Annotated in this window: 11 protein-coding genes; 6 read left to right on the forward strand and 5 right to left on the reverse strand. The window is 61.9% G+C overall.

Annotated features, from left to right (window positions below; all coding sequences use genetic code 11):
• Window positions 1–182: 182 nt before the first annotated feature.
• Window positions 183–2966, forward strand: coding sequence for a DNA gyrase subunit A (gene gyrA, locus NXT3_RS09865; RefSeq protein ID WP_097538318.1), 2784 nt, complete (start codon window positions 183–185; stop codon window positions 2964–2966).
• Between the two features lie 82 nt (window positions 2967–3048).
• On the opposite strand, the gene NXT3_RS09870 is transcribed toward gyrA, so the two are convergent.
• The 3 genes from NXT3_RS09870 to trxB form a co-directional block, all read right to left on the reverse strand.
• Window positions 3049–3984 carry a transglycosylase SLT domain-containing protein gene (locus tag NXT3_RS09870; RefSeq protein ID WP_097524821.1) on the reverse strand — a complete coding sequence of 312 codons (936 nt, stop codon included), beginning with the start codon at window positions 3982–3984 and terminating at the stop codon, window positions 3049–3051.
• 685 nt (window positions 3985–4669) lie between these two features.
• A complete protein-coding gene (locus tag NXT3_RS09875) occupies window positions 4670–5566 on the reverse strand; it encodes a LysR family transcriptional regulator VtlR (RefSeq protein ID WP_037425154.1) in 897 nt (298 codons plus the stop codon).
• 114 nt (window positions 5567–5680) lie between these two features.
• A complete protein-coding gene (gene trxB, locus NXT3_RS09880; protein WP_104839267.1) occupies window positions 5681–6655 on the reverse strand; it encodes a thioredoxin-disulfide reductase in 975 nt (324 codons plus the stop codon).
• Window positions 6656–7061: 406 nt separating this feature from the next.
• On the opposite strand from trxB, the gene NXT3_RS09885 reads away from it, so the two are divergent.
• The 4 genes from NXT3_RS09885 (at window position 7062) to NXT3_RS09900 (ending at window position 10515) form a co-directional block, all read left to right on the forward strand.
• The gene (locus NXT3_RS09885; protein WP_012708105.1) at window positions 7062–7532 is read left to right on the forward strand and encodes an Lrp/AsnC family transcriptional regulator; all 471 of its coding nucleotides are present in this window, start codon (window positions 7062–7064) and stop codon (window positions 7530–7532) included.
• Window positions 7533–7631: 99 nt separating this feature from the next.
• Window positions 7632–8444, forward strand: a complete 813-nt coding sequence (locus NXT3_RS09890) for a glycosyltransferase family 2 protein (protein WP_097538315.1) — start codon at window positions 7632–7634, stop codon at window positions 8442–8444.
• A gap of 20 nt (window positions 8445–8464) precedes the next feature.
• Complete coding sequence (locus tag NXT3_RS09895; RefSeq protein WP_104839268.1) at window positions 8465–9496, forward strand: glycosyltransferase; 1032 nt, start codon at window positions 8465–8467, stop codon at window positions 9494–9496.
• Window positions 9493–10515, forward strand: a complete 1023-nt coding sequence (locus NXT3_RS09900) for a glycosyltransferase (RefSeq protein WP_104839269.1) — start codon at window positions 9493–9495, stop codon at window positions 10513–10515. The genes NXT3_RS09895 and NXT3_RS09900 overlap by 4 nt, the downstream gene beginning before the upstream one ends.
• A gap of 3 nt (window positions 10516–10518) precedes the next feature.
• Here the strand turns inward: NXT3_RS09900 and NXT3_RS09905 are convergent, their stop codons facing one another.
• Entirely contained in the window at window positions 10519–11574 is a 1056-nt protein-coding gene (locus tag NXT3_RS09905) for a glycosyltransferase family 4 protein (protein ID WP_104839270.1), read from the reverse strand.
• A gap of 138 nt (window positions 11575–11712) precedes the next feature.
• Window positions 11713–12189 carry a transcription elongation factor GreA gene (gene greA / locus NXT3_RS09910; protein ID WP_014764680.1) on the reverse strand — a complete coding sequence of 159 codons (477 nt, stop codon included), beginning with the start codon at window positions 12187–12189 and terminating at the stop codon, window positions 11713–11715.
• Between the two features lie 289 nt (window positions 12190–12478).
• Between greA and NXT3_RS09915 the strand changes: the two genes are divergently transcribed.
• Entirely contained in the window at window positions 12479–13930 is a 1452-nt protein-coding gene (locus NXT3_RS09915) for an MFS transporter (protein WP_104839271.1), read from the forward strand.
• Window positions 13931–13961: the final 31 nt, after the last annotated feature.

Genomic DNA, 13961 nt, shown 5'->3' on the forward strand with positions numbered 1-13961 from the left:
CGCCAAGGAACGCCGCATCCGTCCGAGACATACGGAGAAGCTCTTCCGATTTGTGGATTCTTGCCCTAGAAAAGCCCGTTCCGGCGGCAAAAGACTGTTCAAAACCATCGGCCAAAATTGGCGCTTGATGCTGCATTCGGCTATAAGAACTGACTGATTCTGAACAAAGATCGTGATCGACATTGACTGAGCAAAGCACTCCCGGCGGCGGAAAGACTCCGCCAGGCATCGAGCCGATTTCCATCATCGAGGAAATGCAGCGGTCCTATCTCGATTACGCCATGAGCGTGATCGTTTCCCGCGCCCTTCCCGATGTGCGCGACGGTCTGAAACCGGTTCACCGACGTATCCTTTACGGGATGAGCGAACTCGGCATCGATTGGAACAAGAAATACGTCAAATGTGCCCGCGTCACCGGTGACGTGATGGGTAAATACCATCCGCACGGCAACATGGCGATCTACGACGCACTGGCGCGCATGGCGCAGGATTGGTCGCTCAGGCTGCCGCTGATCGACGGCCAGGGCAATTTCGGTTCGGTCGACGGCGATCCGCCGGCGGCCGAACGCTATACCGAGTGCCGGCTGCAGAAGGCGGCCCATTCGCTGCTCGATGACCTCGACAAGGAAACGGTCGATTTCCGCGACAATTACGACGGCACCTTGCAGGAGCCGGTCGTCGTTCCGGCGAAATTTCCGAACTTGCTCGTCAACGGCGCGGGCGGCATCGCCGTCGGCATGGCGACCAACATCCCGCCGCACAATCTGAGCGAAGTCATCAATGGCTGCATTGCGCTGATCGATGATCCGGCACTCGAACTGCCGGAGCTGATGCAGATCATTCCGGGCCCCGACTTTCCGACCGGGGCGCTGATCCTCGGTCGCGCCGGCATTCGCCAGGCCTATGAGACGGGCCGCGGTTCGGTGATCATGCGCGGCCGCGCCCATGTCGAGCCGATGCGCGGCGATCGCGAGCAGATCATCATCACCGAAATTCCCTATCAGGTGAATAAGGCGACGATGATCGAGAAGATGGCCGAACTGGTGCGCGACAAGCGTATCGAAGGCATTTCCGACCTGCGCGACGAGTCCGACCGCCAGGGTTACCGCGTCGTCATCGAGCTGAAGCGCGATGCCAATGCCGAGGTCATCCTCAACCAGCTCTATCGCTATACGCCGCTGCAGACCTCCTTCGGCTGCAACATGGTGGCGCTGAACGGCGGCAAGCCCGAGCAGCTGACGCTGCTCGACATGCTGCGCGCGTTCGTCTCCTTCCGCGAGGAAGTCGTTAGCCGGAGAACGAAATTCCTGCTGCGCAAGGCCCGCGAGCGCGCCCATGTCTTGGTCGGCCTTGCCATTGCCGTCGCAAATATCGACGAGGTGATCAAGCTCATCCGTCATGCGCCGGATCCGCAGACCGCCCGCGAACAATTGATGGAGCGCCGCTGGCCGGCCCATGACGTCGACGCGCTGATCCGGCTGATCGACGATCCCCGCCACCGCATCAACGACGACGGCACCTACAACCTCTCGGAAGAGCAGGCCCGCGCCATCCTCGATCTACGCCTGCAGCGCCTCACCGCGCTCGGTCGCGACGAAATCGGCGACGAACTCAACAAGATAGGCGAGGAGATCCGCGACTATCTGGAAATCCTCTCCTCGCGGCTGCGCATCATGCAGATCGTCAAGGACGAGCTCGCGGCCGTCCGCGACGAGTTCGGCACGCCGCGCCGCACCGAGATCGCCGATGGCGGTCCGGATATGGACGACGAGGATCTGATCGCCCGGGAGGACATGGTCGTTACCGTCTCCCACCTCGGCTACATCAAGCGCGTGCCGCTGACGACCTATCGGGCGCAGCGCCGCGGCGGCAAGGGTCGCTCCGGCATGGCCACGCGTGACGAGGATTTCGTTATCCGGCTATTCGTCGCCAACACCCACACGCCGGTGCTGTTCTTCTCGTCGCGCGGCATCGTCTACAAGGAGAAGGTCTGGCGCTTGCCGATCGGCACGCCCCAGTCCCGCGGCAAGGCGCTGATCAACATGCTGCCGCTCGAACCCGGCGAACGAATCACGACGATCATGCCGCTGCCAGAGGACGAGACGACCTGGGAGAACCTGGACGTGATGTTCTCGACGACGCGGGGCACCGTTCGCCGCAACAAGCTTTCCGACTTCGTCCAGGTCAACCGCAACGGCAAGATCGCGATGAAGCTCGAGGAGGAGGGCGATGAGATCCTCTCCGTCGATACCTGCACGGAATTCGACGACGTGGTGCTGACGACGGCCTGCGGGCAATGCATCCGTTTCCCGGTCTCTGATGTCCGTGTCTTCGCTGGCCGCAACTCGATCGGCGTTCGCGGCATTTCGCTCGCCGACGGCGATCGGATCATCTCGATGGCGATCCTCGCTCACGTCGAAGCCGAGCCGTGGGAGCGGGCGGCCTATCTGAAGCGGTCGGCAGCCGAACGCCGCGCCGCAACCGGCGAGGAAGAAGAGATCGTGCTTGTCGGCGAGGAGGTCACCAATGGCGGCGAACTCTCCAACGAGCGCTACGAGGAACTGAAGGCGCGCGAGCAATTCGTGTTGACGGTCTCCGAAAGGGGCTTCGGCAAGCGCTCCTCGTCCTACGACTTCCGCACTTCCGGCCGTGGCGGCAAGGGCATCCGTGCCACCGATACATCGAAAACTGCGGAAATCGGCGAACTCGTCGCGGCCTTCCCGGTCCAGCACAACGACCAGATCATGCTGGTCTCGGACGGTGGCCAGCTCATCCGCGTACCTGTCGACGGCATCCGCCTGGCAAGCCGGGCGACCAAGGGCGTTACGATCTTTTCGACCGCCAAGGACGAGAAGGTCGTCTCCGTCGAGCGGATCAGCGAGCCGGAAGGCGACGATGAGATCGAGGAGATCGTCACGGCCGGCGAGGCCATCGTTGCCGAACCGCCGGCCGACGCCGACGAGTGAGCAACTCGCCACACAGGAAAAAGCCCGCCTATGGCGGGCTTTTTTGTCGGTGAGGCACGGCCGGAATGACAGCGCTCGCCGGTCAGTTCTTGAAGACGATGCAGGCGCCGCCGCTGCGGCGAATCGTCGTGCAGAGCTTGTCCGCCTCGCTTCGCGTCTGGCGGCCGATGCGGGCTGCATAACGCGTTCTGCCGCCGAAGCTGCCGTTGCGCTCGCGCACAACGAGCGCCTTTTCGCCGTTGATCGGCGCCGGCAGTCTTTTCACGGCGTTCAGGAACAGGCGGTGCGCGATGGTTTTCCTCTGGTGGGCCGCCAATTGAACGCCCCAGGGCGCCCATGGCGCCTCGTCCACAACGACGATTTCGCGCAGCCGCCGGCTGTTGGCGAGCGCGACACAGCCGTCCAGGAAGCTCTTGGCCTTGTCGAGCGCGAGATCGAGCGATTTCGGCGGGTTGTCGCGCCAGTCCTCCACCGGGTGGGCGGTGATCGCCAGAACGTATTCGCGCGTCTCATAGGGCAGCCAGTCAACCTCGAGAAACCGTTCGAGGCCGGCCTCTCCAGCATTATAGGCGGCCGCCGCAAAACCCAGATTGCCGTAGCGGAGCTTGAGTTCACTCAAATATTCGGCGGATTTGGCGAGCGCCGCCACGGCGTCGAAACTGTTTGTGAGACCGCGCAGCTTCGCCGTTCCCGGCATGAACTGCGCAATGCCCTCGGCGCCTTTCGGGCTGACAGCGTCCGGCTGGAACAAGCTTTCGCGCCAGATCAGCCGAGCAAAAAACGGCGCCGGCAGGTCGTTCGCATCCGCATAATGCTCGATGATGCTGCAGACGTCCCGCGCGAAGTTCTCACGGGTGATGCAGAGGGGGATTGATGGATTTGCCGTAGAGACACCGGAGTAAAGGCACTTTCGCGCGGTGACCGGCGCGTCGGTCCGAGCCTCGGTCACATCGGCCAAGGCGGCTGCGGACAGGTACAGCGCCAAGCCGGCCCCGGCAGCACGCGCCAGACGTCCCATTCGGTTACCCCAGATGTGGCATCGGCCCGCTCTGCTCGGTATGACCATATGGCTCCTCGGCGATGAACGAGTGAACATCAATAGCATTTTCGCCGGAGGCAAGAAACTGCGCAGACGCGGCAGACGACCGAGGATAATCTTCTCATGGCGGCGGGCAAAAAAAAGGGCCGCAAGCGAACTTGGGCCCTGTCAGTTGTGAAGGTTTCATAACCTCCAGAGGGGAACAGCTGATGCGGCGGCCGGGGAGGAGGAAGCCGCCAGATGCACCAACTGAAAGCTATATGGGGAGCGCGTCGCGCGCGTTCAATGGCTTCGCCGCAGATTTTCGCAACTGATGGCTGTGCCTATTTGCGGGCAAAAAAAGAGGGCCACAAGAAAACTTGGGCCCTTGTAGTTGTGAAGGTAATTAGAACCTCCAGAGGGGAACAGCTGCTGCGGTGGCACTGGGAGGAGAAGCCACCAAAGATGCATCAGCTGGATTTGGTATGCTGCTTTTTTGAGCGAGGGGCAATCATTTAATATGCATGACAGCCATGCCGCCTGCGCATCCCTGCCTATTTTTGCGTCGCACAGTTTCGTTGCGATGCGATATGGTTTTAGATGGTAGGGGAAAACTATTAAAGAAAACAAACGGTTGATGCGGGTATGGGGCGACTGCCCACAAAGCGGGCAATCGCTCTGCAGCTCAAAAGTTCCAGTTTCGCGCCTTGGCGACAATAAAGTCGCGAAAGACCTTGAGCTTCGCAGCGTTCTTCATTTCGTCCGGATAGCAGAAATAGGTATCGAATGAGGGGATCGCCGCGCTGATCGGCAGCTGGATCAAACCGGGATCCCGGCCGACGATGTAGTCGGGGAGCATGGCAATGCCGATTCCAAGCAGGCAGGCACGCTTGATCGAAGTTTGACTGTTGATCTGCAGGTGCGAGACGCGCGGATTGTCCGGATCCCGCCCGGCAATCTCCAGCCAGTTCACGTCCAGCAGATAGTTTGGTGCCGGTTCGCCGAAGGTGATGATGCGGTGGTTGTCGAGATCCTGGATCGACTGCGGCTCGCCGTTTTTGTTGATATAGGAGGGCGCGGCATAGATGTGCATGTGCACCGTGAACAGCTTGCGCTGGATCAGGTCCGATTGCTGCGGCTGGCGCAAACGGATGGCGCAGTCGGCATGCCGCATGTTCACGTCGAGCTCTTCATTATCGAGGATGAGCTGGACCTGGACGTCGGGGTAGAGGGCCATGAACTCCTGGACCTTGTCGGTCAGCCAGCCCTGGCCGAGGCCGACGGTCGTGGTGATGCGCAGCTTGCCGCTAGGCTTGTCGGTCGTTTCGCTGAGCTGCGCCTTGACGCTCTCGAGCTTCATCAGCACTTCGTGCGCCGTCCGGTAGAGCATATCGCCCTGTTCGGTCAGAATCAGTCCGCGCGCGTGGCGGTGAAACAGCTTGATGCCGACATCCTGTTCGAGCGCGCTGACCTGCCGGCTGATGGCGGATTGCGAGAGGTGGAGTTTATCTGCCGCATGCGTGAACGAGCCGGCCTCTGCCGCCGCATGAAATATGCGCAATTTGTCCCAGTCTAGCGACATGAAATCCCCCATAAAGGACCGTTCGGAGGAACAGGGTAGAGTCCTCCGCGCGTCACCGATGCGTCTGTTCCCACACGGGGCCGGCCTCCCGACACTAGCCCCGTTTTGCAGCTTCTATTCGGCTGCAATTGCGACGGGCATATGACCCGCCAGATATTTCTCGGCCTCGAGTGCCGCCATGCAGCCCATGCCGGCGGCGGTGACGGCCTGACGATAGATGTCGTCGGTCACGTCCCCGGCAGCAAAGACCCCGGCGACATCGGTCGCGGTCGAGTCCGGCGCCGTCCAGAGATAGCCGTTCGGCTTCTGGCGCAGCTTGCCCTTGAAGAGTTCGACGGCCGGCGCATGACCAATGGCCACGAAGACGCCATCCGTTCCCATATCCGAAATTGCCCCTGTCTTGGTATTGCGGAGCTTCACGCCGTTGACCGAGGCAGGCATAGGCGGCTTTGCCGGCGTGCCGAGATACTCGACCACCTCATGGTCCCAGACGATCTTGACGTTCGGCTTGGCGAACAGGCGTTCCTGCAGAATCTTTTCGGCCCGGAAGGCATCCCGGCGATGCACGACGGTGACCGTCTTGGCCAGGTTCGAGAGGTAAAGCGCCTCTTCGACGGCGGAGTTGCCGCCGCCAACGACGATCACGTCCTTGTTGCGATAGAAAAAGCCGTCGCAGGTGGCGCAGGCAGAAACGCCGAAGCCCATGAAAGTCGGTTCGCTCTCGATGCCGAGCCACTTGGCCTTGGCGCCGGTCGCGATGATCAGGGCATCGGTCGTCCATTCGGTACCGCTGTCCGTCTTGATGCGGAACGGCCGCACGGAAAGGTCGACATCGGTGACGATGTCGCTGACGATCTCCGCGCCGACATGCATCGCCTGCTTCAGCATCTGTTCCATCACCCACGGGCCCTGGACCGGATCGGCATAGCCCGGATAGTTCTCCACATCCGTCGTGATCATCAGCTGACCACCTTGCTCCATGCCGGCGATGAGAACTGGCGAAAGCATGGCGCGGGCCGTATAGATCGCTGCGGTGTAGCCTGCAGGGCCGGAGCCGATGATCAGCACTTTGGTGTGGCGGGCGGTCATGCTTTGGTCCTTAATTTGCCGGACGGACGGCTGGTCGAAGTCAGGCTCGAGTTCGATGCTGGAAAATATCGCCTTAGTTTAGGTATTCACAGCGCGCTCTTTCAAGAGCACTGCTGCTGATACACACAAGTGCTTGCGTCCGCACCATGAATTTGACACCAGATCGGGCATTTTTGCATCGCTTTTGCCGGAAAGCAGGTAATCCCGTACCTGCAACCCGGCGAGATCATGCAGGGCACCTTCGACGGCAGAAAGGTTTTTGTGCACGCCGGGCGCAGCACTCTCGTTCAGAGACGCGGTTACGTGCTACCCACAGGGTTAAGATAAAATCGCCTCGGCGAGACCGGCTACGGCGGACGAGAAAGACCTCGTGCACCGGGGTCCATGGAAACGGGGATGTTGGCAAATGGTCCTACGCGTCGACCTCGATGCAATCGACATGAAAATCCTGCGCGAACTGCAGGGTAATGGCCGCATGACGAATGTGGAATTGGCCGAACGCGTGGGCATCTCGGCGCCGCCATGCCTGCGCCGCGTTCGCAAACTCGAAGAGGCAGGCGTCATCCGCGGCTACCGGGCGCTGCTGAATGCCTCCGCCCTCGGTTACGATCTCGTCGCCTTTTGCATGGTCGGGCTGAAGCACCAGTCGGACGCCAATCTCAAGGCCTTTGCCGCCCGCACCGCCTCGTGGCCGCTCGTCCGCGAGGCCTGGATGGTCTCGGGTGAATCGGACTTTCTGCTTCAATGCGTGGCCGAGAACCTTGCGGCCTTTCAGGATTTCGTTATTGAGGAACTCACCGCAACCGACAATGTCGATACGGTGCGTACGATGCTGACGATCCGCCAGGTGAAGGACGCCTGCCAGGTGGAGATCTAGCGAAGCGTCGCCGCAGCCAATTCGTCAGGGCGAGCTGGGCAGCAGAACCCTGATACATGAGCCTTTCGCGCCACGCAGCCGGCCGGTCAGAAGATTTCCATGACGTCAAAGCTTCCGCTCTCCGCTTTCATCATCTGCTTGAACGAGGAGGCCTATCTCGGCAATTGCATCGAGAGCCTCGAGCAATGCGCCGAGATCGTCATCGTCGATTCAGGCTCGACCGACGAAACGGCGGCGCTGGTGCAATCCTATATCGACAGGGGCTGGCCCATCCGCTTCATGTACGAAGAATGGCGGGGCTATGCCGGGCAGAAGCAATTCGCCCTGGAGCAGTGCCGTCAGCCCTGGTGCTTCAACATCGATGCGGACGAGCGGTTCGACGAAGCGTTGAAGGCTCTGTTGCCGTCGCTCCTGAACGCTCCCGACGACATCGTCGGCTGGCGCGTGGCGCGGCGCCCCTATCTGATCGGCTACGGCTACCCCCCGGAAAAGGTGCACGAACGGCGCAATCTTCGTCTGGTCCGCCGCGGCCGCGGCCGCTACGACCTGGACCAGAAGGTGCATGAAGGGATCGTCCCGGACGGCCAGGTGGGCGCCGCCCGCTCCGGCAGCCTGCTGCATTATCGGCCGCTGATCCTCGACGAACAGATCCTCAAGGAGAACAAGTATTCGACGCTCAAGGCGGATCAGCAGTTCGCCGAGGGCAGGGTGATGCGGCCCTACAAGATGCTGTTCGGCCCGCCGCTGTACTTCTACCGGCTCTATTTTCGCAACGGCCTATGGCGCTGCGGCTTTCCAGGCTTCATCGAAGCGATGACCGGGGCGGTCTACGCGTTCCTGACCGCGGCCAAGATTTATCAGCGGCATGCGCTGAAAGTCCGGCCCAATGTCGACGACGCGCTTTCCCGCTAAGGCCCCCGGACAGGTGACCCATGAAAGTCATGCATATTCATTTCGGCAAGGAAGGCGGCGCGGAACGGTTCTTCGTCAATCTCGTCAACGCCCTGCATGACCGTGGCGTCGAGCAACGCGTGCTGATCCGCCCCGAACGTAGCTGGCGCGGCGAAATCGAAGGCAGCGCCAAGATCTACGAAGGCGTCTTCCGCCGGATTTCGTTGTCGCGGTTTTTCCTGCAGTGGCGGATGTCGCGCATCCTCAGGGAGTTCCGGCCGGATGTCATCATGGCCTGGCAGCTGCGCGCCAGCCGCTTCATGCCTTCTTACAAGAAAGCCTTCCGCATTTCTCGTCTGGGTGACTATCCGGAGCATCTCGGCTACTACACCAATGTCGAGACATTGGTTTGCATCACCCCGGACATTGCCACCAAGGTTCGCGAATTCGGATGGCGCCGCGATATCGAAGTGATCGCTAATTTCACGCGGGCAACGCCCGTTGCACCGATATCCCGGTCTGAGATGCGGACGCCCGCCGACGCCTTTGTCGTCGTCGGCATGGGACGTTTCGTCAAGCGCAAGGGCTTCGACGGGCTGCTACGCGCCGTCCAGAAGGTCGAGGGCGTCCATCTTTGGCTGCTCGGAGACGGGCCCGAACGGAACGAGCTGGAGCGGTTGACCGACGCGCTCGGCATAGGCGATCGTGTGCGCTTTCCCGGCTGGCAGACCAATGCCTATGGTTACCTTGCCGCGGGTGACGTCTTCGCGATCAATTCCTCGCATGAGCCTCTCGGCAATGTGTGCTTCGAGGGTTGGGGCGCCGGCAAGCCGACCATTGCCGCACGGGCCGAAGGGCCTTCCTGGGTGATGACGCATGAGCGCGATGCCTTGATGGTCGATTGCGGCGATGACGAGGGTCTTGCCAACGCGATCCGCAGGCTACGCGACGATACGGTGCTTCGCGAAAGGCTGAGTGCCGGCGGCCGCGACACGCTGCAGTCGCGCTTTTCCGAGAGGGCGATCACCGACGCCTATCTCGAGCTCTTCGCAAGAGGTGCAGCGCAGCGATGAAGGTCATGCACTTTCACTTCGGCAAGGATGGCGGAGCCGAGCGTTTTTTTGTCCACCTCGTTAACGCCCTGGCCGAACGCGGCGTCGAGCAGACAGCGGTCATCCGGCCCCAGCGCCTGTGGCGTCCTGAAATCGAGGGCGCGGCGAGGATAACGGAAAGCCATTTCCGCAACCTGTCGCTCGATCGGCTGGCGCTGCCGCGCAAGGTGATGCGGATGGCGACGCGCGACAGGCCGGACGCTCTGATGGCCTGGGCTCCGCGCGCCAGCCAGCTGATGCCGGCCTACAGGGGCTGCATCAAGATTTCCCGGCTGGGCGACTATCCGCCACGCCTCGATTACTTCCGCAACACGGACTGCCTCGTCTGCAATACGCCGGGAATTGCCGAGCATGTCCGCTCGCTCGGCTGGAAGCGCGATGTCGAGATCATCTCGAACTTCACCAGCACCGAACGGGTGCAGCGTGTCAGCCGGGCGGTGCTCGACACGCCGGAGGACGCGCCCGTCATCATGTCGATGGGCCGCTTTGTGGAACGCAAGGGCTTTCATACGCTGATCGAAGCGGTCGCCAAAGTGCCCGGCGTTTACCTCTGGCTGCTCGGCGACGGCGAGGAAGGGGACAACCTTCGGAGACTTGCCACCGATCTCGACGTCGTCCAGAGGGTCCGCTTCGCCGGCTGGCAGAAGGACACGAGACCGTTCCTCGCAGCTGCCGACATCTTCGTCATGGCTTCCAGCCACGAGCCGCTCGGCAACGTCATCCTGGAGGCCTGGGCCCAGGGAACGCCGGTCGTCTCCAGCCGATCGGAGGGGCCGCAATGGTTCATGCGCGACGGCGGAAACGGTCTGATGGTCGATATCGGCGATGCCGACGGCTTCGCGCGCGCGATCGAGCGGATTGCCAACGACCGCAGCCTGGGTACTGCGCTCGCCGAACGAGGACACGAGACGCTGGTCGGCCAGTTCTCCAGGGAAGCGATCACCGACGCCTATCTGAGGCTGTTCGCTTCGAAGCAGTAAGCTTCAGCGCATCAACCCGTCGTAGACTGCACCGATCGCCCGAGCTTCGCCCTCGATGGCGAAATCCCTGGAACTCCGCGCCAGGCCGTTTGCACCGGCAGCCGCAAGCCGCGCCGGGTCGTCCATGAAGGCGGCGGCTCCATCGACCATCGCTTCGAGATTTGCGGCTGGGATGATCAGCCCGGTCTCGTCCGGTCCTTCCGCGATCAATTCGGAAAAGGCGCCGACGTCGCTAGCCACGACCGGCACGCCGCTCGCCATCGCCTCCAGCGGCGTCAGGCCGAAGCCTTCCCAGCGCTGCGGTGCGACGAAGAGGTCAAGCGCACGGTACCAATCGGGAATATTGGTGTGCTCGCCGACGAATAGAATGCGGTCGGCGAGCCCCGCCTTGGCAACGCGCTCCTTCAATTCGACCTCGAAGGCGAGGTGAGGGCCTGTGGCGCGCCCGGCAACGATCGCGCCCCATTCCGGTCGGCCGGGCAGAAGCGCGATCATGCTGTCAACGAAAAGGTCGGTTCCCTTCTGGTGGCGGACACGGCCGAAGCAGCCGGCATATTTCCGGGAGGGGTCGAGATTGAGCGTTTTTTTCGTAGCCGCCTTGTCGACCGGCGGGTGGAAGCGGTTCGTGTCGATCCCGTGCAGGATGACCGTGCTCGGAACCTCCAGATAAGCGGCGGTTTTCGAGCTTGTGGAGATTACCGCGTCCATCCGGCGGATCAGGAACTTGCTCCATCCGGTATGCCGCCGCTGCGAGGCAGAGGTGAAGACGATGCGGAGCTTCATCCGCAGCAGGTCGCGCAGGAGGATTGCCGGCAGCATCTCGACGTTGCGGCGCGCATGCCAGACGCGGCAGCGGCGGCCCGGCGGCTTCTGCCAGAGATGGATCAGGTCGCGATACCGGACCGACGGCAAACTCTTGGGGAGCCCGGGACCAAGGACCGCGATCTTTTGCCCAAGCTTGCGCTGGACGGGAACGAGCTGGATGATCGTCGAAGTGACGCCGGAGAGACGGCGCTTGAAGTTGGGCGCAATAACCTCGATGTCCCGGATATCGGCCACGTAAGCGCTCTCCTTGCGCCGCTTGCAATCAGGTGTCGGGGGAAGAGGGGCCGAACGAATGCCGCGCGCCGTGCGGAGTGGGTGAGGCCCTGGTCATGCCCCGCCGCCTTTCCGTGTTCGGCTGCTGGATTCGGGCGATCAGCCCCACTGAACGGCGAGGATTTCGTAGGCCTTGGAACCACCGGGGGCGTTCACTTCGATCGAATCGCCAACCTCCTTGCCAATCAATGCGCGGGCGATCGGAGAAGAGATAGAAATGCGGCCGGCCTTGACGTCGGCTTCCTGGTCGCCAACGATCTGATAGGTCTTTTCTTCCTCGGTGTCCTCGTCGACGAGCTTCACCCGCGCGCCGAACTTGATTTTCGAGCCGGACATTTTCGAAAGGTCGATGACCTCCGCCCTGGCGATCAGGTCCTCGAGCTCGGAGACACGGCCCTCATTGTGGCTCTGGGCCTCCTTGGCGGCATGGTATTCGGCATTTTCCGACAAGTCCCCATGGGCGCGCGCTTCGGCGATCGCCTCGATGATTCGCGGGCGTTCTTCCTGCTGGCGCCAGCGCAGCTCCTCCTGCAGATTCGCGAATCCACCCTGGGTCATCGGAACTTTGTCGACCATTTCATCGTCCTTTATCAAGCGCGCGGCGCCGCCTCCCGGCGGCGCCGACGCAAAAGAAAACGGTCCCCGGAGCCGAAGCACCGGAACCGTCCGAAACATCCGAACCGTTCTTATAACAGAAACGGAAGCGCGAAAGCCAGATTTTTCGAGACGCTCCGCGCCGGGGCGAAGGCTGTGTCCAACCTCGAGATCTTCAAAAAATAGCCTTCAGTACAAAAAGCCGCTTTACCTCAACAGCACTTCAGGTTGTATCAGTCCAGGTTCCATGAACAAGCGATCGGAACCAACCATGAGTCTACTCGAAGAGAAGCCAAGGACCTCCAGCGTGACGAAGCACAGGCCAGGCGAGGGACGCTGGAGCGAGTTGCTGAAGAGAGATCATCTTGCTGCAACCGTGACCCTGTGCCTTGGCGTCGCGCTCTTTGCCTTCAACGAGTTCTTTATTTCGACGGCCTTGCCTACGGCGGTCGAGGAATTCGGCGGGGCGGCCTTGCTGTCCTGGGCCTTCACGCTCTATCTGGTTTTCGCCATCATCGGCGGCGCCCTGGCGGCCAATCTGAAAGCCAGGTTCGGCGCGCGCAGCACGCTGATCGCTGCCGCGCTGGTCTTCGCCGCCGGCACGGTGATCGCGACCGTCGCGACCGGCATGCCTCAAGTGCTCGCCGGCAGGTTGCTGCAGGGGCTCGGCGAAGGAATCATTGCCGGGGTTTGCTATGCACTCATCCCCGAGCTTTTCCCGCCGCGCCTCGTTCCCAAGGTTTTCGGGGCAGAAGCGATCGTCTGGGCGTCGGCCGCCTTTGCCGGTCCGCTGATCTCCGGACTGCTCACGGAATATTGGTCGTGGCGGGCCGCCTTCTTCGTCAACATACCGGCCGTCGCCGTCTTCATAGCGCTCGTCATTGCGATCGTCGGCCAGCCGAAGCGAGGTGGCGGCGATGTCGGCGCCGTGCCTTTGCTGCGACTCTTCGCATTCGGGCTCGGCATTTTGTTGATCTCGCTCTCGAGTACGGCAAGCAGTGCCTATGTGACGGCGGCTTTGCTGGTGATCGCACTCGCCGTCTTCATCACCGCGATCCGATCCGACCGCAGATCGCCGAACTCCATTCTGCCGTCCTGCGCTTTCGCGAACCGAAGCGCGCTTGGCAGCGGTCTCTGGATTATCCTGTTGATGCCGCTCGCCCAGGCGTCCGGCTCGGTCTATCTCGTCTATTCGCTGCAGCAGCTTTGGGATTTCCGACCGACGGCCGCCGGCTTTTCGAGCGCTTTGATGGCGATGTCCTGGAGCGTAACGGCAATTCTGGTCGCCAGCCTGCCATCGCACGCGATTCGCGTTCGGCTGATGTGGACGGGGCCGCTGATCCTCGGCCTTGGCCTCGTCGGGCTGACACTCGCCGTCTGGAGCGACGAGCACCGGCTTGTGTTCATCGGACAGGCGGCTATCGGCGCCGGTTTCGGCATCAGTTGGGGAACGCTCAGCCAATTCCTGATGGACATCTCGAGCAAGGAGGAGCGCGACAAGACCTCGGCGCTGCTGCCGACGCTGCAATCGGCGGGCTATGCGATCGGCGCCGCCCTTTTCGGCGTAACCGCCAACGCTTTCGGCTTCGATGAAGGTGCCAGCGACTATGTGCTGGCGATGTCGCTGCTTGCCGTATTTGCGCTGGCTTGCGTCATCGCGGTCGCATCGGTTTTCTTCGCCTTCAGGACGCTGCGCCTGACGCGGCAGGGCGCCGCGTGGTAGCGCAACTCTCCTGGAAGCGTCTATCCATTAC

The sequence above is a fragment of the Sinorhizobium fredii genome (assembly GCF_002944405.1).
GTDB classification, from domain to species: Bacteria; Pseudomonadota; Alphaproteobacteria; order Rhizobiales; family Rhizobiaceae; genus Sinorhizobium; species Sinorhizobium fredii_C.

What these genes read in the sequence shown, in the direction of transcription:
- NXT3_RS09870 (WP_097524821.1), bottom strand. Translation starts at nt 3,984, where the DNA reads ATGGGACGTCTGGCGCGTGCTGCCGGGGCCGGCTTGGCGCTGTACCTG.
- NXT3_RS09875 (WP_037425154.1), bottom strand. Translation starts at nt 5,566, where the DNA reads ATGTCGCTAGACTGGGACAAATTGCGCATATTTCATGCGGCGGCAGAG.
- trxB (WP_104839267.1), bottom strand. Translation starts at nt 6,655, where the DNA reads ATGACCGCCCGCCACACCAAAGTGCTGATCATCGGCTCCGGCCCTGCA.
- NXT3_RS09885 (WP_012708105.1), top strand. Translation starts at nt 7,062, where the DNA reads ATGGTCCTACGCGTCGACCTCGATGCAATCGACATGAAAATCCTGCGC.
- NXT3_RS09890 (WP_097538315.1), top strand. Translation starts at nt 7,632, where the DNA reads ATGACGTCAAAGCTTCCGCTCTCCGCTTTCATCATCTGCTTGAACGAG.
- NXT3_RS09895 (WP_104839268.1), top strand. Translation starts at nt 8,465, where the DNA reads ATGAAAGTCATGCATATTCATTTCGGCAAGGAAGGCGGCGCGGAACGG.
- NXT3_RS09900 (WP_104839269.1), top strand. Translation starts at nt 9,493, where the DNA reads ATGAAGGTCATGCACTTTCACTTCGGCAAGGATGGCGGAGCCGAGCGT.
- greA (WP_014764680.1), bottom strand. Translation starts at nt 12,189, where the DNA reads ATGGTCGACAAAGTTCCGATGACCCAGGGTGGATTCGCGAATCTGCAG.
- NXT3_RS09915 (WP_104839271.1), top strand. Translation starts at nt 12,479, where the DNA reads ATGAGTCTACTCGAAGAGAAGCCAAGGACCTCCAGCGTGACGAAGCAC.